Below are 20,462 nucleotides of genomic sequence, written 5' to 3'. Positions count from 1 at the left end.
GTCCCCCTACTGTAATCTTGATAAAAAGCTTTTTCCGTATTCCGGCTTTTCCGTTTTGAAATTATCCGCAATGGTTGCGCCGATATCGGCAAATGTATCCGCAAGCGGCAGCTGTTCAGTGTGTTTATGCTTTTTGCTGTAGACAAGAAGCGGCACATACTCCCGCGTGTGGTCCGTCCCGTGATGGACAGGATCATTGCCGTGATCCGCCGTGATGATGAGCAGATCGTCCTCTTTCATTTTTTCAAACACTTCCGGAAGCCTTGCGTCGAATTCCTCAAGCGCTTTTCCGTACCCTTCCGGATCACGGCGGTGTCCGTACAGCGCATCAAAATCAACGAGGTTGGCAAAGCTCAGGCCCGTAAAATCTTCACCGAGCGTTTCAATCACTTTGTCCATGCCGTCCATGTTAGATACCGTGCGGCGGGATGATGTGATGCCTTCTCCGTCGTAAATATCAGAAATTTTACCGATGGAAATGACGTCTAATCCGCTGTCTTTCATTCCGTTCATTACCGTGCGGCCGAACGGTTTGAGCGCATAATCATGGCGGTTCGGCGTGCGTTTGAAGCTGCCCGGTTCTCCAATAAATGGTCTTGCGATAATCCGGCCGACCATGTACTTCGGATCAAGCGTCAGTTCTCTGGCTGTTTCACAGATGCTGTACAGCTCGTCAAGCGGAACGACATCTTCGTGAGCCGCAATCTGCAAAACGGAATCGGCTGATGTATAAACGATCAGCGCACCCGTTTCCATATGTTCTTTTCCGAGCTCGTCCAGAATCGCCGTCCCTGAAGCCGGCTTATTCCCGATGATTTTGCGTCCGGAACGCTTTTCAAGCTCCTGAAGAAGCTCATCCGGAAATCCTTCCGGGAACACTTTAAACGGTTTTTCAATGTAGAGGCCCATAATCTCCCAGTGCCCCGTCATCGTATCTTTTCCGTTTGACGCCTCCTGCATTTTACCGTAGTACGCCAGAGGATGCTCCGTTTTTTCCACACCCTTAATATCCCCGATCAGTCCGAGACCGAGCTGTGCCATATGAGGCATATGTAAACCGTTCATGTGCTCTGCGATATGTCCGAGCGTATTTGCGCCTATATCATTAAAATCGGCGGCGTCCGGCGCTTCACCGATTCCGACCGAATCCATTACGATCAAAAACACACGTTTATATTTGTATTCAGACATCATAAAAGCCTCCTTTTCTTCCATCTGTCCATTTTAGCTTACAGAGGTCAGACAACTCAAGTATAAACCGTTTACATTCTTGTTGACAATGCCTATTCAAATAATAAGAACCTTCTCTGTATTCCGCCAATCCGACAGAAAAAAGCCGCGGCACCTTTGCCAGCGGCTCCTAGGCGCGCGGATGATACTGCTTGTACACGTCCTTCAGCCTTGTTTTCGTCACATGCGTGTAAATTTGCGTCGTGGAAATATCGGCATGTCCGAGCATCTCCTGCACGGCGCGCAGGTCCGCCCCGTTTTCAAGCAGGTGCGTTGCAAAAGAGTGCCGGAGCGTGTGCGGTGTCAGTTCTTTTTTAATGCCTGCCTCAAGGGCAATTTTCTTCAGGTTTTTCCAAAATCCCTGACGGCTGATCTGCCTGCCGTGATGATTCAGAAAAAGCGCTTCGGTCACATTTTTCTTTAATAATTTCCCTCTGGCTTTTTCGATATATGCTTCGATCGCATGGGAGGCGGCTTCACCGATCGGCACAATCCGCTCTTTCCGGCCTTTTCCGAAGCAGCGGACAAATCCCATCGTCAAATGAACGTCGGATAATTTCAGCTCAATCATCTCGCTGACCCTGATGCCGGTTGCATACAGCAATTCGAGCATGGCTTTATCCCTGAGACCGAACGGGCTGTCAAGCTTAGGCGTGTCCAATAACCGCTCTACTTCGTTCAGCGCCAGCACTTTTGGGAGGGCCCGCTCTGTTTTTTGTGTTTCAATATGTACAGAAGGATCTTTATCCGCGGCTTTCTCCCTTAGCAGAAATTGATGAAAAGACCGGATTGACGCCAAATGCCTGGCAGACGTCTTCCCTGATTTCCCCGAGTCCTTCAAATGCTTTAAATATTGAATAATATGAAGACGGGTCACATCATTCCAAGAAGTGATCTGAAGGGTTTCAGTTAAGAAGAGAGAATAACTTTTCAGATCACGCTCATAGGACATCATCGTATTTTGGGACAGCCCTCTTTCAACCCTCACATAATGGATGAAATCCTTAATTTGATCCTTCACTCTTGATCTACTCCCCGTTTTGGTAAAAAAAGATCAACCGGCCGAACCAGCCGTCCTTCTCCTCATGTTCCGTTTTGGCCACTTTGACGGCGGAGCCTTCCGGTTTATCGTACCGATGATAGTTTTCATACTCTGAATTCACCCATATCATAGCATAATAGAACAGCGCGGTAAAACCTGTGAACAGAATAAACACTTTGATCGTATCCGCTGCTGTTTTTAGGAATCTGCCCATCTTTCGATCGATCCTTTCTTTGGCGGCTGTTAGTACACCTTATGCCAATTTCAAAGGCTTTTATACATAAAAACAGCAAAAAACCCTTTCCTGGCAGAAAAGGTTCATAGGCTTTTATTCTGTTTCATTCCCGCCGCAGCGGTGGCAGATTCCGTGAAAAGTCAATCTATGATCTTTAATTTTAAATTTCCAATCACGTTCAATCACTTCTTCAACGTCTTCAAGCAGATCTTCTTCAATTTCATCAACGGCTCCGCACTCCATGCACACCAGATGATGATGGAAGTGGGCCGCGCCCTCTTTGCGAAGGTCGTAGCGGGATACGCCGTCCCCGAAGTTAATTTTATCAACGACTTTTAATTCTGTTAATAATTCTAATGTACGGTATACTGTAGCGAGACCAATTTCAGGAGATTTCTCTTTTACGAGGAGGTATACATCTTCTGCGCTTAAATGGTCTTCTTCATTTTCAAGCAGCACCCTTACCGTTGCTTCACGCTGTGGCGTAAGCTTGTAGCTTGATGAGTGCAGCTGCTTTTTAATTCGATCAATACGGTTTTCCATGTCTTTCCCTCCTACGCCGCATTCCATGACTCATTATAACAAAATACGCGCAGAGTTCCAACTATAATTATTATAAACTGATAAATAAAAGTATTATTTTGTGATAATTATTCTAAAAGATCCGTGATGAAAGCTTTTCCATAAACAACGGAGACACATACGCTTCCAGCAGTGAAGCGATGACCGAGAAGAAAATGATGAGAATCAGCACGAAGGCGTAGCGTCCGAACCATTGGATCGGCGTGTCGTGGAGGCTGCGTTTGACAAACAGCTGCCGGATCAGTTTCAGCGAAAAAGCGATAGAGCATGTCCCCATGATAAGGTATGCCGGAATGAGAACGATGTTTTGCGGCAGCACCGAGATGAAAGACAGGAAAAATCCGTTCATCCCCATTTGATTCACTAGAAATCCGACCGTAAAACCGACGACGATTCCTTTCAAGAACACCATGATGAAAATCACCGGGAGACCGATTACGGAAATACCCAGAATCCACATCAGCCCCAAATATTTTACATCATGAAAGACGGCCTGCCAAAACATGTCTGAGGCGCCGGCATGTTTTCCGTCAGACAGCTGTCCGAAGAATTTGCTTAAATAGTAATACAAATCTTCTTTCTGCGTGATTGTCATGCTGTTGACAATGATCGCGCCGAAAATGACACCCATTAAAAACAAGACAAACACAAATATATAAAGTGACAGATGATCCTTCATATGGCGAAAAAACAGTTCTTTGTACGATTGTTTCCTCATACCGCTTTCCTCCCGCTAATCTATTGACTTGATTTAGTAGATTGTATGAAAGAAAAGAGAAAACATGACAGAGAAATCATAGAAAGGCTCCGAGATTCCGGCAAAAAAAAAAGAATCCCCGCCATCACTCTTGTGATCATGGGGATTCCTTTTTTTATGCTTTATTCTTTCCAGCCTGTCTTTTTTGGTTTTTGTCACTCTTTCATGCGTGCTGAAGGACGGCGCCGCCCCTCTTGATAAGACTGCGTCACGCAACCCGTTTCTTCTGAGATGCTCCCGCATTTTTTTCGCTTTGCTTTTCGCCATGTGCAGATCGCTCCTTTTTGCCTTTTCTCTATCATAACAAAAAAATCCAGGTGTGTTCATGAATACGGCTCATGTTTCTTCCGGTAGGCGCGCAGAGATGTTTTGGCAGATGAAAAACTCCCCATTGCGGCGTATCCGTAAAAGAATCCCATAAAGCTCCCCTCATACACGTGTTCGTGGTGACCGAAAACGATAGACACAATATTTCCGACAACAAGGGCAATCGTAGGAACGAATATGCCGGGAACCCTGCAGAACACTTTGATCAGCTGTGTAACGCATAAGACGACCGGCACGCCGATCACAGCATCCCAAATATTTGTATGGATCAGCGGAAAATAATCCACATTGACACCTCTTTATTCCGTCTTTTTCTATATGTTAGCCTGCCAAAGAATTCCGCTTTCTATTCATGATAAAAAAGCACCGGTTACATATCCGGTGCTTTGAGCGTTATTTATTTTCCCGCCGCGGCCCGCTCTACAGCTGCCGATACGGCGTGATGCACGTCCGCGTCCAAAGGCTGAGGCACGAGATCACCGTGTTTCGTACAAGAAGCGATGGCTTCAGCGGCCGCCACAAGCATTTCATGGTCAATTTTCTTGCTTTTGGCGTTCAGCGCACCGCGGAAAATACCAGGGAAGCCGAGAACATTATTGACTGAACGGCCGTCGGCTGCATAAGCGGCTCCGGCCTGCAGCGCCTCTTCCGGTTCAATCTCCGGCTTCGGATTAGATAAGGCCAGAATGACTTGTCCTTTTCTGACATCCTCTTTTTTAATGAGCCCCGGAACTCCTGTCGTGCTGATCACAATGTCACACGTGTCCATTAAATCTTTAATGCTTTCAAGCGGCTGACCTCCGTATTGAGCGAGGCGGTTCATTGCTTCTTCTGACTTGTCCGTTCCGCAGACCGCTTTGACTCCGTATGCCATAAACATGCGGCAGATGGCGACGCCCGCCGCGCCGAGACCGATCTGTCCGACTTTCGCTTCTTTTAAATCAAGACCTGCGCTTTTACAAGCGGAAATGGCGGCGGCGAGAGTGACGACCGCCGTGCCGTGCTGGTCGTCGTGCATAACCGGAATGTCCAATTCTTCCTTCAGGCGGTCTTCAATGTCAAAGCAGTGAGGCGAACCGATATCTTCAAGCAGAATTCCGCTGAATCCCGGAGAAATATGTTTTACCGTGCGGATGATTTCTTCCGGATCAGAGGTGTCGAGCAAAATCGGAATACCGCTGATGCCTGCCAGCTGGTCAAAAAGCGCTGCCTTCCCTTCCATTACGGGCATTCCGGCGACAGAGCCTATGTTGCCGAGACCGAGAATCGCCGTTCCGTCGGTGACAATGGCGACAGAATTGCTGATGGTCGTATAGATGGATGCTTTTTCAGGCTCGCTTTCGATCAGTCTGCACACATCGGCCACGCCCGGCGTATAAACACGGCCAAGCTCAGCCAGTGTCCGGATCGGCATTTTGCTTTTCATCTGAATTTTTCCGCCTTCATGAGCAGAGAGCACTTCATCTGAGACGGTATGAAGCCGGATGCCTTCACCGAGAGCTTCAATGGCTTGAATGATTTCCTGCAGCTGCTCCTCATTTTCGGCCTGCACCGTAATGTTGCGCATGGTGTAGTTCGGGCCGACTTTAACGGTTTCAACTTCCCCGATATCTCCGCCCATCACTCCGATGGCCGTTGCCACTTTTCCCAGATTTCCGGGAACAGTCGGCGTTTCTATCATTAACGTCCGAATCATATGCTTTGTAATCATAAAATACCCCCCCTAACCCAGTTTTTGAGATTGCAAGGATTTTTCTTTCGTGTACCAAATGAATTTACCCGTGTATCCGTACAATATGGCCAGTCCGATAGATACAAAACTGAGCCACATGAACGGCAGATAAGAAAACGTGGATACGCCGAGAATGCCGGCCATATAGATGCCGTTGTCAGACCATGGCACCATCCCTGAAGTAAGCGTGCCGCCCACCTCGGCATTCCGGGATAAAATTCTTCTGTCAAGTTTCAGTTTATCATAACTGTTCTCCATGATTTTCGGCGTCAGTATCAATGACACATACATTGCACAGCCGAAAATGTTTGCTAAAAGCGCGACGATCAGCGTCGAAAGCGTTACATTTCCCGGTGTGGTCAGTTTTTTCTCAAAAGTTGAGACAATCACTTTTAATACGCCGAGCTTCTCGAGAATTCCTCCAAACCCGAGACCGAAAAGGATAACGACCAACGTATCCAGCATGCCGGTGATGCCTCCGCGGTTTAACAGCCCATTTAAAAATTCGACGTCCGTTTTAATGGAAAAACCATTGTAAGCAGTCGCGATGGCACTTGCAAAATTCATTCCCTGAAAAACAGAAGCCCAGATGGCGCCAAGCAAGGCGCCGATGACGATAACGGGCATAGACGGCTTTTTCAAAATCAGCAGGACGACGACGACAACCGCCGGGATAAGCATCCATATATGAATATCAAACGTTTTCTGCAATGCAGACTTTAAAAATTCCACTTTATCAAGATCAATATTTTTTCCGCCGTATATAAATCCCGTTACGGTAAAAAGAATGGCCGTAATGATATAGGACGGAATGGACAGATACATCATCGCTCTGACGTGTGACAGCACATCCACCTTAGAAAGCGTGGAAGCAAGCACCGTACTGTCAGACAGCGGTGAAAGCTTGTCCCCGAAGTAAGCGCCGGACAAAACGGCCCCCGCTACGATCGGAAGCGGTATGCCCATTCCCTCTCCGATGGCAATCATGGCGATTCCCGCAGTCCCCACGGTTCCCCAGGACGTCCCGGTCGCAACGGACATAACCGAACAAATAACCAATGTAGCAAGCAGGAACACATGAGGATTAATAAACTCTAAACCATAATAAATTAAAGTCGGCACAACGCCGCCGGCAATCCATGTCCCGATAAGGGCACCGACTGAAACTAGGATCAGAACGGCTTCAAGACCGTTTGATATCCCGGTGACAATGGATGACTGCAAGTCTTTATATGAATGTCCCAGCCTGATTCCGAGAATAATAGCGATAAACCAGGATATAAAGAGAGCAAGCTGGATCGGCAGGTCTAAAAACACTGTGAATGACAAAACAAGCGCTAAAAACCCGAATAATAAGATAATAATTTCCAATAAATTTGGCAATCTGACCTCTTTCACAAAAAAATCCCCCTAGAAGAAAAAGCTAAAACGCTTTCATCAAATGATATAACAAATTATACTATACTTCCTCATCCCTTTGTATGGCAACCGCCTATTCACTGAAAAACGTGAAAAGGCGGCTGTTGTTGCTTCAAAATTTATTTTTCTAAAAGGTCTTTTCCGGCAATCCCCGGTTTTGTCATTTCATACGGATTCAAAATGATATCCAATTCTTCTTCTGTCAGTACATCGTTTTGGAGACAGAGATCTCTCACAGATTGCCCCGTCATGATTGCTTCACGGGCAATTCGCGCAGCCGCCTCATATCCAAGGTGCGGGTTGACCGCTGTAATGACGCCGACGCTTTTTTCCACGTATTGCTTCAGGCGTTTTTCGTTGGCTTCAATCCCCGCCAGACAATGATCGGTAAATGATCGGAAACCGTTGTTCATAATACTGATGGATTGAAGCAGGTTAAATACGAGCACCGGCTCCATCACGTTAAGCTCCAGCTGGCCCGCTTCTGAAGCGAGGCAGATCGTATTGTCATTCCCGATGACCTGGAAGGCGATTTGGTTGATCAGCTCTGCCATGACAGGGTTGACTTTCCCCGGCATAATGGATGATCCCGGCTGACGGGCGGGCAGTGAAATTTCCGCTAGTCCCGCGCGCGGACCTGAGGCCATTAAGCGCAGATCGTTGGCGATTTTAGACATATTCATCATGCATACCTTCAACGCGGCTGAAACTTCCGTATAAGCATCAGTGTTTTGTGTGGCATCAACCAAATGGCCGGCGCCGACAAGAGGCAGTCCGCTGATGTCAGCCAGGTGCTTTACAACCTGTTCTATGTAGCGCGGATCAGCGTTAAGTCCCGTACCTACAGCCGTTGCCCCCATGTTTACTTCATACAGATGCTGGCGGGATTGTTTAATTCGCTTTATATCACGCTCAAGCACGCGGCTGTACGCTTCAAATTCCTGTCCGAGACGGATCGGCACAGCGTCCTGAAGGTGTGTGCGTCCCATTTTAATGACAGAATCAAATTGTTTCGCTTTATCTTTAAAGACACTCAGCATATGCGCCATTGTATCAAGGAGCTTATCCAGAAGTTTTAAGGTAGAAATATGAATCGCCGTCGGGAACACGTCGTTTGTCGATTGTGACATATTGACGTGTGTGTTCGGGCTGAGATGAATGTATTCACCTTTTTTATGTCCCATGATTTCAAGCGCTCTGTTGCCGATTACTTCGTTGGCATTCATGTTCATGGACGTTCCGGCTCCCCCTTGGATCGGATCGACGATGAATTGGTCATGCCATTTACCCTCAAGAATCTCGTCTGCGGCCTGGACAATCGCGTTGCCGATTCCTTCATAGAGGCGCTTTACATCCATATTGGCAAGCGCCGCCGCTTTTTTGACGATGGCGAGCGCATTAATCATTTCTTCATGGATGCGGTAGCCGGTAATCGGAAAGTTTTCTTTCGCGCGCAGCGTTTGGATTCCGTAATACACATCAGCTTCAATTTGTTTTTCTCCGAGGAAATCTTTTTCCTGACGATATTCTTTTTGCGCGTTTGTCATGCTAAAACCCTACTTTCTCTTTGATGGTGGTCTTTTTTACAGTACAACGTCGTCTGCGATCGGTGTCTCCATAATGTTTTTGACTTCAGCCAAATTGTAAGACTGGCCGAGCGCCCACATTAATTTCGGCACGATGGCTTCTGTGTTCATATTTCTTGAACGGATGATGAGATCTTGATTGACTCTCCGTCCGACTTCATAGACACTCATGTCTTCTCCTTCTTCAAGACATTGTGTCGTAATGACAACGACAATGCCGCTTTCAATCATTTCATTGACTTTGGCGAGAATGTCTCTTCCTTCAAACGGCACGCCGCCGCTGCCGTAGCTTTCAATGACGATTCCTTTGTACATACCCTTTAACGCGTCAAACATTTCCGGTTTAAGACCCGGATGGAGCTTGAGCAGGCACACGTCCGTGCAAAGTGACGTATTGACCGTAAAGGCGTCGTCTTTTGGCATGTGCACGTGTTTGTTGTATTCAATTCCGTTTTCGGTAATAAACGCGATATACGGGTAGTTAATACTCTCAAATGCATCATAGCTTTTCGTTCTTAATTTAATGGCGCGGGTGCCTTGAATGACTCTGCCGTCAAATACGACGTATACGCCGCCCACCCCTTCACATGCGAAGCGGATCGCGTCCGTGATATTTTTTTTGGCATCGGTTTTCTGAAATGTAATCGGGATTTGCGAACCCGTAATGACGATCGGTTTATCGGCATGCTGAAGCATATAAGACAGCGCCGCTGATGTATATGCCATTGTATCTGTGCCGTGCGTGATGACGAACCCGTCGTACGCGTCATATTTTTCTTTGACAGCATCAGCTATTTGGACCCAATATTCAGGCTGCATATTGGTGCTGTCGATGTTCATTAACGAATGGGTTTCCATCGTGTAATCGTTATCAAGTTTTGATACGTAGGTTAACAATTCGTCTGCTTTTACCCCGGGTGCAAGCCCGTTTTCTCCTTCGACTGAGGCGATTGTTCCTCCGGTTGTTAACAGCAATAATTTTTTCATACCCTGCACCTCTTCATCATTTCTCAAGATGTTTAAGCATTCGCTTTTCGCATACTTTTAATCAAATTATAGACAGACGAATGAAATTAATCAAGTGATTATTATTCAATTCGCGTACACTTTTACACATCGATATGATATAATTTTGCTCAAGTGAAAAGGAGCGGTTTTGAATATGAATTTAGATCGTTTAACTGAACTGAGAAAAAAGAAAAATTGGTCTCTTCAATATACGGCTGACCGGCTCGGCATCGCAAAAAGCACGTACGCCGGGTATGAATCAGGCTACCGGCGCCCGTCATTCGAAGCGCTGGGCACGCTTGCCGATCTGTTTGACACGACGTGCGACGATTTACTGGGGCGCACTGAAAAAAAGGCGGAGCCGTTTGCCCAGACCATCGAATTAACAAAAGCCGCACAAGGCCGCGGCACACTGACCGTTGACGGGGAACCGCTTAATCAGGATGAAATCATCGAATTGATTGCGTTTGTCCGTACGAAAAAAAAGGTACAGGAGGAGCTCCGCTAAAAACCGGCTTTACGGCTTGATCCGGCCGTATGTTCCTCCGCCTCCCGCCTCAAGGGCGAGCTGCCCGGTGCGAGCTTTATGAATGACAGCCGCTATTTTGGGCTGCACGATGCGTGCCAAGTCCTCTTCTTCTGTCTGATGAAGAATCGCCATTTCCGTCCCGAAAGTCCGCTTTAGTTTTTCCAATGTTTTCGGTCCGACCCCGGGAATGAACTGCAGAGGGATTTGATGAATATACGGAGGCCGCGGCACGCGGCTTTTTTTCGGTCCGCTCAGTTCCTCCAGCCGTTCACTGACCCCTTTTGTCATTGTTTTCCCGCCGCATTCCGTACATTTTAAAGCTCCTTTTTCAGCCGGGCTGCCGCAGCGGTCGCAAGCCGTCCTGTAATACTTCCCGAGCTTCGGGTTCAGTCCGTAATTCGCCGTGATTCTTCTTCCGCCCTTCCCTTTTAGAGCCAGCGAAAATTCCGTAAAGTTCGCTTTCTTCAGAAGCATTTCATTATATTCTCTGCCGATTTTTCCTAAGGAATGCGCATCAGAATTTGTTAAAAATGTATACGGATCAAGTTCCGTTAATCGTGAAGCCATGTCAGTGTCGCAGCTTAATCCGAGTTCCGCCGCGTCAATAAGCGCCGGGTCGAAAACTTCTGTCAAAGAAGATCTGACCCCTTTTCCGTACAGGCTTTTATGCGGGGTGAACATATGGGCGGGAATAAACAGCCCGCCCAATTCCTTTGTTTTCTTTTGAAGATTCAAACCGGTCTCGTAAATACGCTGGGAACTGAGATGGATATTTTTAAGCCTTTTTGCGAGCCACTCAGAAAACATCTTCATTTCGGCAAGAGCCGGCATAAAGACGAGAACGTGAATCGGTCCGCGGCATGTGTGATCATAAATTTCAAGCTCACTGCCCAACAGAAGCGTCGTATTCCGATAGCGGATGCCGCCTTCTTTCAGCTCACGGTATCTGCCTTCATCAATTCCGAGCTCGATTTCTTCCAAGACTTCCGGGGAATGGCAGTCGATGATGCCCAATAGTTCAATTCCCTTCCCCTCGCTTGCTTCTTCCAAAATCCGCTGCAGCGTCAACGTTTTAGCCCCGGTGATTTTGACCGGTCTTCCCGTATAGGTGCGCCCGATATGAATATGCAGATCCGCATAAACGGTTTTCATCATTTTTCCTTCAGCGCTTCTTTCAGCTGGAGATACTGAATCGCGTATGCCGTTTTAGCGTCATACACCCGGCGGGATTCAACCAGCTTCACGGCCTCTTCAAGCGTGACCTGCATCACTTCGACAAATTCATCCTCATCCAGTTCGCGCTTTTCTTCAAGCAATGAAAGCCCTTCAGCAAGAAAGAGGTGCACGATTTCATCAGCAAATCCGGGTGATGTATAAAAAGCGGTGATTTTCGTCAAGGTTTCCGCCGTATATCCCGTTTCTTCTTCTAGCTCTCTTAATGCGGTATGTTCGGGCTCTTCTCCTTTTTCCAGCTTGCCGGCCGGAATTTCAACGATTGTCCGTTCCAGCGGCTTTCTGAACTGGTTCACCAAAATGATTTTTCCTTCTTCGGTTATCGCAAGTACGGCCACCGCTCCCGGATGTTTGACGATTTCCCGCTTGCTTGTTTTTCCGTTCGGGAGCTCTACATCCTCTAAGTAAAGATCTATGACTTTCCCGTCATACAGCTTTTTTTTCGCAAGTGTTTTTTCTTCTAAATGTTTCATCATGTCATCTCCCGTTCTGTCTCTCTATTATGCCTCATATATTTTATCATACATGCATAAGAGGGAGGTGCTTTTCGATTGAAGGTGTACCGGAAGGATAAGAGCATCGTATTGGTCGGAAAGGCTTGGGAAGTGCGGGCTAAATTGAAAGAGTACGGACGGACATTCCGCTATGTCGGAGATTGGATCACCGGGCCTTAACAGTTGAAAACTTCGCGCCTTTATATTACGGTCAATAAAAGACCATAAAAAGGAGCAAAATGATGAGAAAACGCAAATTGGGACGTTCTGATTTAGAAATAAGCGAAATCGGGCTCGGCTGTATGTCGCTCGGCACGGATAAAGCTAAGGCGCTGTCTATTTTGGATGAAGCGATCGAGCTTGGAATCAATTATTTAGATACCGCTGATCTTTATGATTTCGGCAGAAATGAGGAAATCGTCGGGGAGGCCGTCAAAAACCGCAGACACGACATCATTTTAGCCACGAAAGCCGGAAACCGCTGGAATGATGAGAAAGACGGCTGGCATTGGGACGCTTCCAAAGGATACATAAAAGAAGCGGTCAAAAACAGTCTGCGCCGGCTGAAAACGGACTATATCGACCTTTATCAGCTGCATGGCGGCACGATGGAGGATCAGATTGATGAAACGATCGAAGCGTTCGAGGACTTAAAACAGGAAGGTGTCATCCGGTATTACGGCATTTCCTCGATTCGTCCGAATGTCATTAAAGAATATGTGAAAAAATCAAATATCACAAGTATTATGATGCAATACAGCCTGCTGGACCGGCGTCCCGAGGAGTGGCTTCCCCTTTTAGAGGAGAACGGAATCAGCGTCGTCGCCAGAGGGCCTGTCGCTAAAGGGCTTCTTACGGAAAAACCGCTCGATCAAGCAGCCGCAAGCGTAAAAGAGAACGGCTATTTAACATATTCTTTTGAAGAACTGGCAGAAACCAAAAAAGCGATTAACGCTGCCGTGCCTGATCTGAGCATGACGGAGCTTTCTCTTCAATACTTGCTTTCACAGCCGGCCGTCGCTTCTGTCATCACCGGAGCAAGCTCGCCTGAACAGCTGAGAGAAAACTGTTCGGCTGCAGAAGCCCGGCGTTTAAGCAGTCAGGAAATCAAAGCCCTGCAATACCATACAAAACAGGACGTATACGAAGCCCATCGTTCTTAAACAATAAAACCGGCACCTTGTCAGATGCCGGTTTATTTATATTTGTGCCAATCGAGACTGCTTTCATTCAGCAGCTCTTCAAAGCTTTTATTTTTTTCTTTTTCTTTTCGTTTTCTGATTTGTTCCGCCTTTTGCTGCGCTTGTTTTTTCTCGTCTTCTTCCTTCAGCTCACTTTTCATTTGCAAAAGCCTGGCCTTCAGATCTTCCTCCAGATTGTCTTTTAAGCTGTGTTTTTCTTTAGGCAGCTGCTTTTTCATCATTATACCCCCGTATCTGAATAATGGTGAAGTAAGTGTACCATGGAGCGCCGGAGGCCGGCAACGTTCATAGGGAAGGATTTTTCATATTAAAGGAGGGTGCCTGCGTGAAAAAATGGCTGGCGGTGTTCGGTTCGGCTTGTGCGGTCTTTTTGGCCGCCGGATTTGCTTTTACGAATCTGATCATGTTTATGAAGAAAAAGACGGATGAAGACATCATAAAAAGAGAAAGGGCAGACTGGCGTGGGGTATTTGATTCCTTTCAGGCCATGGAAAAAGAAGAGGCCGTCATCTTGTCACGCCACGGGTATGAGATCAAAGGCTTTTACATCGCCCCGCATCGTACGGCAAACACGATGATTATTTGTCACGGTGTTACCGTCAATTTGTTTAATTCATTGAAATACATGGATTTGTTTCTGGATTTAGGCTGGAATGTGCTCGTGTATGACCACCGCCGGCACGGAAAAAGCGGCGGTCGAACAACGAGCTACGGTTATTTTGAAAAAGATGATTTGGAAGAAGCCGTGAATTGGGTGAGAAACAAAATCGGGGACGGCGGCCAAATCGGTATCCACGGCGAATCAATGGGAGCGGTGACGGCCTTATTATACGCGGGAGATCATCAGGATGGAGACGGCGCTGATTTTTATATTGCGGACTGTCCGTTCGCAAGTTTTCACGATCAGTTAGCCTACAGACTGAAGCGGGAATTCCGGCTGCCTCGGTGGCCGCTGCTGCCTTTGGCTGATTTCTTTTTGCTGGTGAGAGAAGGATACCGCATCCGTGACGTCTCGCCTTTATCGGTTATCAGCCGCATCCGGCAGCCCGTTCTGTTTATTCACAGTAAGGAGGATGATTATATACCTCCCGCTTCCTCCGAAATGCTGCACCGCAGAAAACGCGGCCCGAAGATGCTGTATCTGGCCGAATCGGGCGGTCATGCCATGTCGTACACCAAAAATCCCGAGAGTTACCGTCAAGCCGTGCAAACCTTTTTAGATGCCATAACGCAAACGTAAAAAAGCGAAAGAACGTATACTTGTTCTTTCGCTTTCCCGTCATAAAACGTCGGTAATCCCGTCCATATTTTCTCCGATCCAGTCAATGGCGAGGTCGATTGTCGAAAACTCCTGCGCTTTGAAGGTCATCTCATCCTGAAGCAGCCAGACATCCTTTTGTACGGATTCAGCGCCTCCGATGGACCAGTGCAGCAGACTGTACGGATGGTTGTTGTTCAAAAAGGATACCCACGTTTTATGCTGTGCCGTCTGTTTAATGGCTTTCAGCTTTTGATTCACTTTCAGTTTCTCCCTGCTTTACTAATATGCTCATTCTCGGGCTCAGCATTTCTGCCGGGCTTTTTAAGACGAGCGTTTTTGCCTTTTCATTGTAATCGATTGTCATTTCCTCGTCAAAAAACACTTTTTGTGAGGTCTGGATGTAAAGCGGAAGTCCGTTGGTTTCAATGCGTTCGCATTGTCCCGTTAATTCGTCCGCCAGCCAGATGGCCGGCACGCCGCTGACCGCGCACCCGCAGCCTTCTGCGTCATAGCGGAGCTGCGCTTTTTTCTCCGGGTTGGCGTCCATTGCCTGCAAAAGCGTGTGTTTCGCGGCATCTGTCACATGTATTTGCATAGGTGATCCTCCGTATTTCATTTTCGCCATTGTAGCATACCGGACCGCTGTATGCATTGTTTCTGCTTTCTTTACTGCAGCCCGCTCTCCCAGTCCTTTGCCTCTTGTTCAGCCGCCTTGATCCAGTCCTTTTTCCCTTCAATATACTTTGCCATATCGTACGGGTATGTCTCAGCGAGCCCATTTTTCAGCTTCATGTATTGAGCCGCTTTTTCAGGCTTTGCGGTGAGGTAATCCCGGAACAGCAGATGACGCCCCACGTCCGGATGGCCTGTTTCATATATGTGGACGTGGTGTGTGCGCTTGTTGCCGCCTTTTTGAAAGAAACGCCGGCCCTCTATCCCGTTTTCTCCTTTCGCCTCATAGCCGAGTGCTTCCAGCTGAGGACTGAATCGGTCAGCGTCCGAAATCTCTTTAACCTCCGCCAGTATATCAATGACGGGTTTTGCGGCCATCCCGGGGATGGAGGTGCTGCCGATGTGGCTGACTGAATGAAGTGCGGGGTCGAAGATTCGGATCAAGTCCGCCTTCTCTCTTTCAAACATCTCTTTCCATTCCGGCTTGTACGGAACAACTTCCGCTTTCCTCTTCGGATAAAGATGAAAAAACGAAAGGGTCAGCCCTTCCGGCGTCTCAGTCTGTCCGGCTTCCGTGAACCCTGCTTTTAAATAGAGAGAGACTGCCGGAACGTTTTGGCTGGCGGTAGCCGTCTCTATTTTTTGGGCGTCCCGGTTTTGGTCTATCACAAATTGAATAAGCGCCCGTCCGATTCCTTTCCGAAAGCCGGATGGGTGCACCGTCAGCCGGCATATGACAAGGTCATATCCCTTTTTTTCATACGAAATGACGCCTGCGAGCTGATCTTTTACTCTGAAACCGGCAAACGTCTCCTGTGACCGCTGTATGTCTTCGGCTGTTTCATGCAGCCCGGGAATGCCGAAAAAGCCGATCAGCTCGGCTTCTTTTTGATAAGAGCAGCGCTGAACCGCCGCAATTTCCCGCGCCGTCTGTTCTTGTGTATGCCGTAAAAATGTAATCAATCTTCCGCCCCTTTTGACGCAAACATCCGCTGTGACTCCGTCTTCGTAATGCGGACCGCGTACGCTTCATACCAGGCGCTTTTTCCTTTTTGTTTTGCCGCCCGGTGGTCAGTATGGTCTTTCCACCTTTTAATCGCCTCCAGGCTGTCCCAGTAGGAAACCGTGATGCCGCAGCCGTTTTCCTCCCGAACGCTTTCCGCGCCTAAAAAGCCCGGCTGTCCGCCTGCCAAATTCATCATGCGCTCTGCCGTATGCTCATATTCCTCATCATATTTTCCCTTTATTGATGAAAAAACGACCGCATAATAGGGCGGTTTGGGCGTATCAGCTAAAAAACCCATATTCATCCCCCCCTACATATATTTCACAAACAGAATCCGGTCTTCTCCCGGACCGTCATAATTCGCAAAAACAGGGATTCCGTTTACGGTTTTGGTTCCTTTTTCAACTTCAAAGCCTAATTTTGTATGATAAGCGATTGATACTTTATTGACAGGCGCCGTCACGCAATTGACTTTTGTGCAGCCCCTTTCTTTCACCGTCTCCATAAATCGGTCATAGAGCTGTTTTCCAATTTGCATTTTTCTGAAATCTGGATGCACACCGGAAAAATGAATGTATGCCGTCTCAGGGTCTGATTGTGACTGAAACCCGATTAAAAAACCGGTCATTCCCTCCGGCCCGAACGTAATAAAGCTTGTGTCCTGAAAATGTTCAAAAAACAAGCGCGGCAGTTTGTCTTTCATCTGCCTGCCGCCCCACCATTCATTCAAAACAGACGTAACCATTTCATAGTCTTCAGAGGTAATTGTTCGAATATCCATTATCGATTGACTCTCCTTTTCGTCCGGCAAAATGAATGTCAGCTCTTCTCCTTGGAATATAAAAAATTATATGTGGGTTGTTTGCAATTGTAAATGATTTCTTTTCAAGCAGACGAATCAGCCCGTCTTCCAACCGGGGAATGATTTACCAGTATAAACATGGTCATTGTTCGGGTAAAATGAAAAACAGAACAAATGTTCCCGGAGGTTTTTTTATGGCTGATATTCTTCTTGTTGATATGCAATCGTTTTATGCGTCTGTGGAAAAAGCGGAAGCGCCTCATCTTAAAAACCGGCCCGTCATTGTCTCGGGAGATCCCGAAAGACGCAGCGGCGTCGTGCTTGCGGCTTGTCCGCTCGCCAAACGATACGGCGTAAAAAATGCTGAACGGCTGGGGGAAGCGCAGGCCAAATGTCCAGACGCCGTTATCGTCCGGCCGCGGATGCAGCGGTATATTGATGTCTCCGTTATGATTACCGAGCTGTTCGAGCGGTATACCGATCTTGTAGAACCCTACTCCATCGATGAGCAGTTTCTCGACGTGACCGGGAGCAGGCGGCTGTTCGGTGATCCTTTTACAATCGCCAAAAACATTCAACAAGCGATTATGTGTGAATTCGGAATTTATGCCCGTGTCGGCATCGGGCCGAATAAGGCGCTTGCGAAAATGGCTTGCGACCATTTTGCCAAAAAAAACGCATCCGGCATTTACAGATTGGATATGTCAAATATCAGACAGGATCTGTGGCCGCTGCCGGTCGGAAAATTATTCGGCATCGGAAAACGGATGGAGCATCATTTAAGGCGGATGGGCATCAGCACGATCGGCGGGCTTGCCGCGCATCCTCCCGAACTGCTAAAAAAGCGCTGGGGCATTAACGGCGAATTGCTTCAGCGGACAGCCCGCGGCATCGATCCCTCTCCGGTCACCGTCAACACGCACAGCCGGCAAAAAGCGATCGGCCATAACATGACTCTTCCGAGAGACTACAGCCGCTTTGAGGATATCAAAGTCGTATTGCTGGAGTTAAGCGAAGAAGTGGCCCGCCGCGCCCGTTTTAAACAATACATCGGCCATACGGTTTCAGTCAGCATCAGGGGCGCCGATTTTGATTTCCCTTCAGGTTTTCACAGACAGAAAAAGCTCGTCTCTCCGACCAATTTCGGAATGGATATTTTTAAAACGGCGGTCAAGCTCTTCAAAGAGCACTGGAACGGGGAGCCCGTCCGCAGCGCCGGCGTCGCCCTTTCCCAGCTGGAGCCCTGTGATTATGTTCAGCTGAGCCTGTTCGATGCCCAGGAAAAAAAGATCAGTCTCGGCAAAGTATTGGATGATATCCATGAGCGGTACGGCCCTGCGTCGCTGCTCCATGCCGTGTCGCTGACAGAGGCCGGCCAAGCCTTTCACCGGGCTGAAAAAATCGGCGGGCATTACAAATAATTGAGGTGATATACATGAATCCGAACAAATTAACACCCGGATATAATGTCATGTGGGAGTCAAGCCGGATGATGCTCCCCGAACACCGGGAGCAGCTGCTTGCAAAGAAACGAAAAGAACGGGAATTCCGGCCGCCGGAACTGAGCGAAGAGCAAATGAACGACATGAACCGCATCATTGCGGCGGCGATTGAAGAAGACAGGGCCATCTCAGTCACCTACGCTTCCGCACACGGCCCCCGCCGGTTTTGGGGATGGGTAAAACAAGTGAAGCATGACGAAAAGCGTTTAAAAATCATAAACGATGAAGATGCGTTAACCCTGCCGTTTCATCTTATTCTCTCAGCTGAACTGGAATAAAAGAACCTAAAGCGGCCTGACAGAAAATATGATAGAAGAGTGGGAGGATCACATGATATTTAGTAGAATAAGGATGAATGATAAGAATAGGAGAATATACGATGGATCAATTTGTAGAAAAAATGCTGGGACAGGCCCTCCGCCAGTATGGACGGAATGTGTCGACAGATCCGCTGAGCCCCTATGAAAAACAGAGTTTGAAAAAAGCTTTGGAAGAAAGAAGGAACGAAGAACCCGACGAGGACCTCCATGCCCATGTAGAAGATATTATCTACGATTATGTCACCAATCAGGGGCAGTTCTCCTGACACAGACGTTTATGCGCCGGGCGATAAGGGAAACGTCCGAGAGTAAACCCTTAAAGATTGCGTGGTGCAGAATATGCCTGTCGGGCCTTATTTCAAGATCGGCTATGCCGTTCTTCTGTTATTTCTCATCATTTATCTCGGAACATTAATAGACTTTTTGTTCCAGCCTGTTGTGATTACGGTTAAAACCTTGTTTCCGCCCATTGTGTTATCGGGCGTCCTTTACTATTTGTGCCGCCCGCTCGTCAAAGTGCTGCATGCGAAATTAAAGCTGCCTGAAGGAATCGCGATTTTAGCGATTTATGCGGGAACAGCCGGCCTTTTTGTCCTCTTCCTTTACACGGCGGGCCCTGCCGTTCAAAAACAGTTTACAGCCTTCACAGACCACATTCCCGAGCTTTCCGCAAAAGCTGAAAATTGGATCGGGCATCTCCAGGACAGCAAATGGTTTTCACGGCTTCAGCATGAGGATTCCTTCAAAAAATTAGCAGACAAAGCCGCAAATTATTCCGGTTCAATCGCTGATTCTCTCAGCAGCCTGGCCGGTGCGGCTGCCAATGCCGCCATCACCGCCGCCATTATTCCGTTTGCGCTGTATTACATGTTAAAAGAAGGAAATAAAGCGCCCCGGCGGCTGCTTCGGCTTCTTCCGGAAAAACATCAAAAGGAAGGAAAACAAATCCTTCGGGACATGGATGAGGCTCTCAGTTCATACATACAAGGGCAGCTGCTCGTCAGTTTCTGTGTCGGCGTTCTCGTCACGATCGGCTATTTCATCATCGGGCTCGATTATCCGCTCGTTCTGGGCGCGTTCGCCATGGTGACAAACCTGATTCCGTTTATCGGACCTTGGATCGGCACATTTCCCGGAGTCATTGTCGGATTGTTGGATTCACCGACCGAGGCGGTGCTTGTGATTACGGTTGTCGTCATTGTCCAGCAGCTTGAAAGCCAGCTGATTTCCCCGCAAATTATGGGCCGGAAGCTGGACATTCACCCGCTGACCATCATTTTTCTTCTGCTGGCCGCCGGCAAATTCTCGGGTATTGCCGGGATGCTGCTGGCCATTCCGGGATATGCGGCCGCAAAGGTGATCATAAGCCACATGCAGAAACTGTTCATACTCAGAAAAAAACAAGGCTAGAGAGACACTAAAATGAAAAATGGCGGGCTCAGAGAAGCGCCCGCCGCACACGGAGGTAAAAAGATGAACATCGGTGATGTCATTTTTCAATTGATTTCATTCGCCGCAGCCGC

General features: G+C 47.8%; 26 protein-coding genes and 1 pseudogene. 8 read left to right on the top strand and 19 right to left on the bottom strand.

The features are described 5' to 3' along the window. Positions 1-6: 6 nt before the first annotated feature. The 11 genes and pseudogenes from deoB to ACH32G_RS12970 form a co-directional block, all read right to left on the bottom strand. Positions 7-1,191 (bottom strand): phosphopentomutase, encoded by a 1,185-nt coding sequence (gene deoB / locus ACH32G_RS13020; RefSeq protein ID WP_415305357.1) that lies wholly within the window; start codon positions 1,189-1,191, stop codon positions 7-9. A gap of 169 nt (positions 1,192-1,360) precedes the next feature. Then, entirely contained in the window at positions 1,361-2,251 is an 891-nt protein-coding gene (xerD, locus tag ACH32G_RS13015; protein WP_045925501.1) for a site-specific tyrosine recombinase XerD, read from the bottom strand. Between the two features lie 7 nt (positions 2,252-2,258). Then, entirely contained in the window at positions 2,259-2,486 is a 228-nt protein-coding gene (locus ACH32G_RS13010) for a YqzK family protein (RefSeq protein ID WP_003153331.1), read from the bottom strand. A 114-nt stretch (positions 2,487-2,600) separates the two neighbouring features. Continuing rightward, positions 2,601-3,050 (bottom strand): ferric iron uptake transcriptional regulator, encoded by a 450-nt coding sequence (fur, locus tag ACH32G_RS13005; protein WP_016939165.1) that lies wholly within the window; start codon positions 3,048-3,050, stop codon positions 2,601-2,603. A 112-nt stretch (positions 3,051-3,162) separates the two neighbouring features. Then, positions 3,163-3,807 (bottom strand): stage II sporulation protein M, encoded by a 645-nt coding sequence (gene spoIIM / locus ACH32G_RS13000; protein ID WP_016939166.1) that lies wholly within the window; start codon positions 3,805-3,807, stop codon positions 3,163-3,165. Between the two features lie 105 nt (positions 3,808-3,912). Next, positions 3,913-4,113 (bottom strand): annotated as a pseudogene (locus tag ACH32G_RS12995) (hypothetical protein); the annotation flags it as partial. 56 nt (positions 4,114-4,169) lie between these two features. Then, entirely contained in the window at positions 4,170-4,460 is a 291-nt protein-coding gene (locus ACH32G_RS12990; protein WP_016939168.1) for a hypothetical protein, read from the bottom strand. A 110-nt stretch (positions 4,461-4,570) separates the two neighbouring features. Continuing rightward, complete coding sequence (locus ACH32G_RS12985) at positions 4,571-5,884, bottom strand: NAD-dependent malic enzyme (RefSeq protein WP_016939169.1); 1,314 nt, start codon at positions 5,882-5,884, stop codon at positions 4,571-4,573. Positions 5,885-5,896: 12 nt separating this feature from the next. Beyond that, a complete protein-coding gene (gene nhaC, locus ACH32G_RS12980) occupies positions 5,897-7,303 on the bottom strand; it encodes a Na+/H+ antiporter NhaC (RefSeq protein WP_016939170.1) in 1,407 nt (468 codons plus the stop codon). A 140-nt stretch (positions 7,304-7,443) separates the two neighbouring features. Further along, positions 7,444-8,871 (bottom strand): aspartate ammonia-lyase, encoded by a 1,428-nt coding sequence (gene aspA / locus ACH32G_RS12975; RefSeq protein ID WP_003153322.1) that lies wholly within the window; start codon positions 8,869-8,871, stop codon positions 7,444-7,446. A 36-nt stretch (positions 8,872-8,907) separates the two neighbouring features. Then, positions 8,908-9,897: a type I asparaginase gene (locus ACH32G_RS12970; protein WP_366969202.1), complete on the bottom strand. Its 990-nt coding sequence runs from the start codon at positions 9,895-9,897 to the stop codon at positions 8,908-8,910. Between the two features lie 175 nt (positions 9,898-10,072). On the opposite strand from ACH32G_RS12970, the gene ACH32G_RS12965 reads away from it, so the two are divergent. Next, entirely contained in the window at positions 10,073-10,426 is a 354-nt protein-coding gene (locus ACH32G_RS12965) for a helix-turn-helix domain-containing protein (RefSeq protein ID WP_016939172.1), read from the top strand. Between the two features lie 9 nt (positions 10,427-10,435). On the opposite strand, the gene ACH32G_RS12960 is transcribed toward ACH32G_RS12965, so the two are convergent. Both ACH32G_RS12960 and ACH32G_RS12955 read right to left on the bottom strand, forming a co-directional pair. Beyond that, positions 10,436-11,599, bottom strand: coding sequence for a TIGR00375 family protein (locus ACH32G_RS12960; RefSeq protein WP_366969663.1), 1,164 nt, complete (start codon positions 11,597-11,599; stop codon positions 10,436-10,438). Next, entirely contained in the window at positions 11,599-12,153 is a 555-nt protein-coding gene (locus ACH32G_RS12955; RefSeq protein ID WP_016939174.1) for an NUDIX domain-containing protein, read from the bottom strand. Before ACH32G_RS12955 ends, ACH32G_RS12960 begins: the two co-directional genes overlap by 1 nt. 78 nt (positions 12,154-12,231) lie before the next feature. Between ACH32G_RS12955 and mciZ the strand changes: the two genes are divergently transcribed. Together mciZ and ACH32G_RS12945 are read left to right on the top strand one after the other, a co-directional pair. Beyond that, positions 12,232-12,354 (top strand): Z-ring formation inhibitor MciZ, encoded by a 123-nt coding sequence (gene mciZ / locus ACH32G_RS12950; protein WP_003153315.1) that lies wholly within the window; start codon positions 12,232-12,234, stop codon positions 12,352-12,354. Positions 12,355-12,416: 62 nt separating this feature from the next. After that, positions 12,417-13,337, top strand: a complete 921-nt coding sequence (locus ACH32G_RS12945; RefSeq protein ID WP_016939175.1) for an aldo/keto reductase — start codon at positions 12,417-12,419, stop codon at positions 13,335-13,337. Positions 13,338-13,369: 32 nt separating this feature from the next. Here the strand turns inward: ACH32G_RS12945 and ACH32G_RS12940 are convergent, their stop codons facing one another. Further along, positions 13,370-13,594: a YqkE family protein gene (locus tag ACH32G_RS12940; RefSeq protein ID WP_016939176.1), complete on the bottom strand. Its 225-nt coding sequence runs from the start codon at positions 13,592-13,594 to the stop codon at positions 13,370-13,372. A 107-nt stretch (positions 13,595-13,701) separates the two neighbouring features. Here ACH32G_RS12940 and ACH32G_RS12935 point away from each other — a divergent pair, with 107 nt between their 5' ends. Further along, the gene (locus ACH32G_RS12935) at positions 13,702-14,616 is read left to right on the top strand and encodes an alpha/beta hydrolase (RefSeq protein ID WP_448814427.1); all 915 of its coding nucleotides are present in this window, start codon (positions 13,702-13,704) and stop codon (positions 14,614-14,616) included. A gap of 39 nt (positions 14,617-14,655) precedes the next feature. Here ACH32G_RS12935 and ACH32G_RS12930 read toward each other — a convergent pair whose 3' ends face one another. From ACH32G_RS12930 to ACH32G_RS12910, 5 genes are all read right to left on the bottom strand, one after another. Beyond that, positions 14,656-14,895 carry a DUF2552 family protein gene (locus ACH32G_RS12930; RefSeq protein WP_095241750.1) on the bottom strand — a complete coding sequence of 80 codons (240 nt, stop codon included), beginning with the start codon at positions 14,893-14,895 and terminating at the stop codon, positions 14,656-14,658. Continuing rightward, the gene (locus tag ACH32G_RS12925) at positions 14,870-15,232 is read right to left on the bottom strand and encodes an iron-sulfur cluster biosynthesis family protein (protein WP_047475681.1); all 363 of its coding nucleotides are present in this window, start codon (positions 15,230-15,232) and stop codon (positions 14,870-14,872) included. Before ACH32G_RS12925 ends, ACH32G_RS12930 begins: the two co-directional genes overlap by 26 nt. A 71-nt stretch (positions 15,233-15,303) precedes the next feature. Beyond that, positions 15,304-16,272, bottom strand: coding sequence for a GNAT family N-acetyltransferase (locus tag ACH32G_RS12920; RefSeq protein ID WP_448814426.1), 969 nt, complete (start codon positions 16,270-16,272; stop codon positions 15,304-15,306). Continuing rightward, positions 16,269-16,613, bottom strand: a complete 345-nt coding sequence (locus tag ACH32G_RS12915; protein WP_448814425.1) for an antibiotic biosynthesis monooxygenase family protein — start codon at positions 16,611-16,613, stop codon at positions 16,269-16,271. The genes ACH32G_RS12920 and ACH32G_RS12915 overlap by 4 nt, the downstream gene beginning before the upstream one ends. Before the next feature lie 12 nt (positions 16,614-16,625). After that, the gene (locus ACH32G_RS12910) at positions 16,626-17,096 is read right to left on the bottom strand and encodes a GNAT family N-acetyltransferase (RefSeq protein ID WP_016939180.1); all 471 of its coding nucleotides are present in this window, start codon (positions 17,094-17,096) and stop codon (positions 16,626-16,628) included. 215 nt (positions 17,097-17,311) lie between these two features. Here ACH32G_RS12910 and ACH32G_RS12905 point away from each other — a divergent pair, with 215 nt between their 5' ends. The 4 genes from ACH32G_RS12905 (at position 17,312) to ACH32G_RS12890 (ending at position 20,349) form a co-directional block, all read left to right on the top strand. Continuing rightward, positions 17,312-18,538 carry a DNA polymerase IV gene (locus ACH32G_RS12905; RefSeq protein WP_414831100.1) on the top strand — a complete coding sequence of 409 codons (1,227 nt, stop codon included), beginning with the start codon at positions 17,312-17,314 and terminating at the stop codon, positions 18,536-18,538. A gap of 14 nt (positions 18,539-18,552) precedes the next feature. Further along, positions 18,553-18,897, top strand: a complete 345-nt coding sequence (locus ACH32G_RS12900) for a YolD-like family protein (protein ID WP_045926984.1) — start codon at positions 18,553-18,555, stop codon at positions 18,895-18,897. Between the two features lie 101 nt (positions 18,898-18,998). After that, the gene (locus tag ACH32G_RS12895) at positions 18,999-19,205 is read left to right on the top strand and encodes a YqzH family protein (protein WP_016939183.1); all 207 of its coding nucleotides are present in this window, start codon (positions 18,999-19,001) and stop codon (positions 19,203-19,205) included. 73 nt (positions 19,206-19,278) lie between these two features. Continuing rightward, positions 19,279-20,349 carry an AI-2E family transporter gene (locus ACH32G_RS12890; RefSeq protein ID WP_448814424.1) on the top strand — a complete coding sequence of 357 codons (1,071 nt, stop codon included), beginning with the start codon at positions 19,279-19,281 and terminating at the stop codon, positions 20,347-20,349. The last annotated feature ends 113 nt before the right edge of the window (positions 20,350-20,462 follow it).

The sequence above is a fragment of the Bacillus sp. CIS52 genome (assembly GCF_053545315.1).
The sequence above is the reverse complement of the archived record's forward strand: the minus strand, read 5'-3'. Positions and strand labels throughout refer to the sequence as shown.

Excerpts from the sequence above, each read along its gene's own strand:
- ACH32G_RS12960 (WP_366969663.1), bottom strand. The coding sequence starts at position 11,599 with ATGAAAACCGTTTATGCGGATCTGCATATTCATATCGGGCGCACCTAT.
- ACH32G_RS12965 (WP_016939172.1), top strand. The coding sequence starts at position 10,073 with ATGAATTTAGATCGTTTAACTGAACTGAGAAAAAAGAAAAATTGGTCT.
- ACH32G_RS12940 (WP_016939176.1), bottom strand. The coding sequence starts at position 13,594 with ATGAAAAAGCAGCTGCCTAAAGAAAAACACAGCTTAAAAGACAATCTG.
- ACH32G_RS12915 (WP_448814425.1), bottom strand. The coding sequence starts at position 16,613 with ATGGGTTTTTTAGCTGATACGCCCAAACCGCCCTATTATGCGGTCGTT.
- spoIIM (WP_016939166.1), bottom strand. The coding sequence starts at position 3,807 with ATGAGGAAACAATCGTACAAAGAACTGTTTTTTCGCCATATGAAGGAT.
- ACH32G_RS12910 (WP_016939180.1), bottom strand. The coding sequence starts at position 17,096 with ATGGATATTCGAACAATTACCTCTGAAGACTATGAAATGGTTACGTCT.
- ACH32G_RS13010 (WP_003153331.1), bottom strand. The coding sequence starts at position 2,486 with ATGGGCAGATTCCTAAAAACAGCAGCGGATACGATCAAAGTGTTTATT.
- ACH32G_RS12985 (WP_016939169.1), bottom strand. The coding sequence starts at position 5,884 with ATGATTACAAAGCATATGATTCGGACGTTAATGATAGAAACGCCGACT.
- ACH32G_RS12895 (WP_016939183.1), top strand. The coding sequence starts at position 18,999 with ATGGATCAATTTGTAGAAAAAATGCTGGGACAGGCCCTCCGCCAGTAT.
- ACH32G_RS12970 (WP_366969202.1), bottom strand. The coding sequence starts at position 9,897 with ATGAAAAAATTATTGCTGTTAACAACCGGAGGAACAATCGCCTCAGTC.
- fur (WP_016939165.1), bottom strand. The coding sequence starts at position 3,050 with ATGGAAAACCGTATTGATCGAATTAAAAAGCAGCTGCACTCATCAAGC.
- ACH32G_RS12925 (WP_047475681.1), bottom strand. The coding sequence starts at position 15,232 with ATGCAAATACATGTGACAGATGCCGCGAAACACACGCTTTTGCAGGCA.
- ACH32G_RS12890 (WP_448814424.1), top strand. The coding sequence starts at position 19,279 with ATGCCTGTCGGGCCTTATTTCAAGATCGGCTATGCCGTTCTTCTGTTA.
- ACH32G_RS12945 (WP_016939175.1), top strand. The coding sequence starts at position 12,417 with ATGAGAAAACGCAAATTGGGACGTTCTGATTTAGAAATAAGCGAAATC.
- aspA (WP_003153322.1), bottom strand. The coding sequence starts at position 8,871 with ATGACAAACGCGCAAAAAGAATATCGTCAGGAAAAAGATTTCCTCGGA.
- deoB (WP_415305357.1), bottom strand. The coding sequence starts at position 1,191 with ATGTCTGAATACAAATATAAACGTGTGTTTTTGATCGTAATGGATTCG.
- ACH32G_RS12900 (WP_045926984.1), top strand. The coding sequence starts at position 18,553 with ATGAATCCGAACAAATTAACACCCGGATATAATGTCATGTGGGAGTCA.
- ACH32G_RS12955 (WP_016939174.1), bottom strand. The coding sequence starts at position 12,153 with ATGAAACATTTAGAAGAAAAAACACTTGCGAAAAAAAAGCTGTATGAC.
- ACH32G_RS12905 (WP_414831100.1), top strand. The coding sequence starts at position 17,312 with ATGGCTGATATTCTTCTTGTTGATATGCAATCGTTTTATGCGTCTGTG.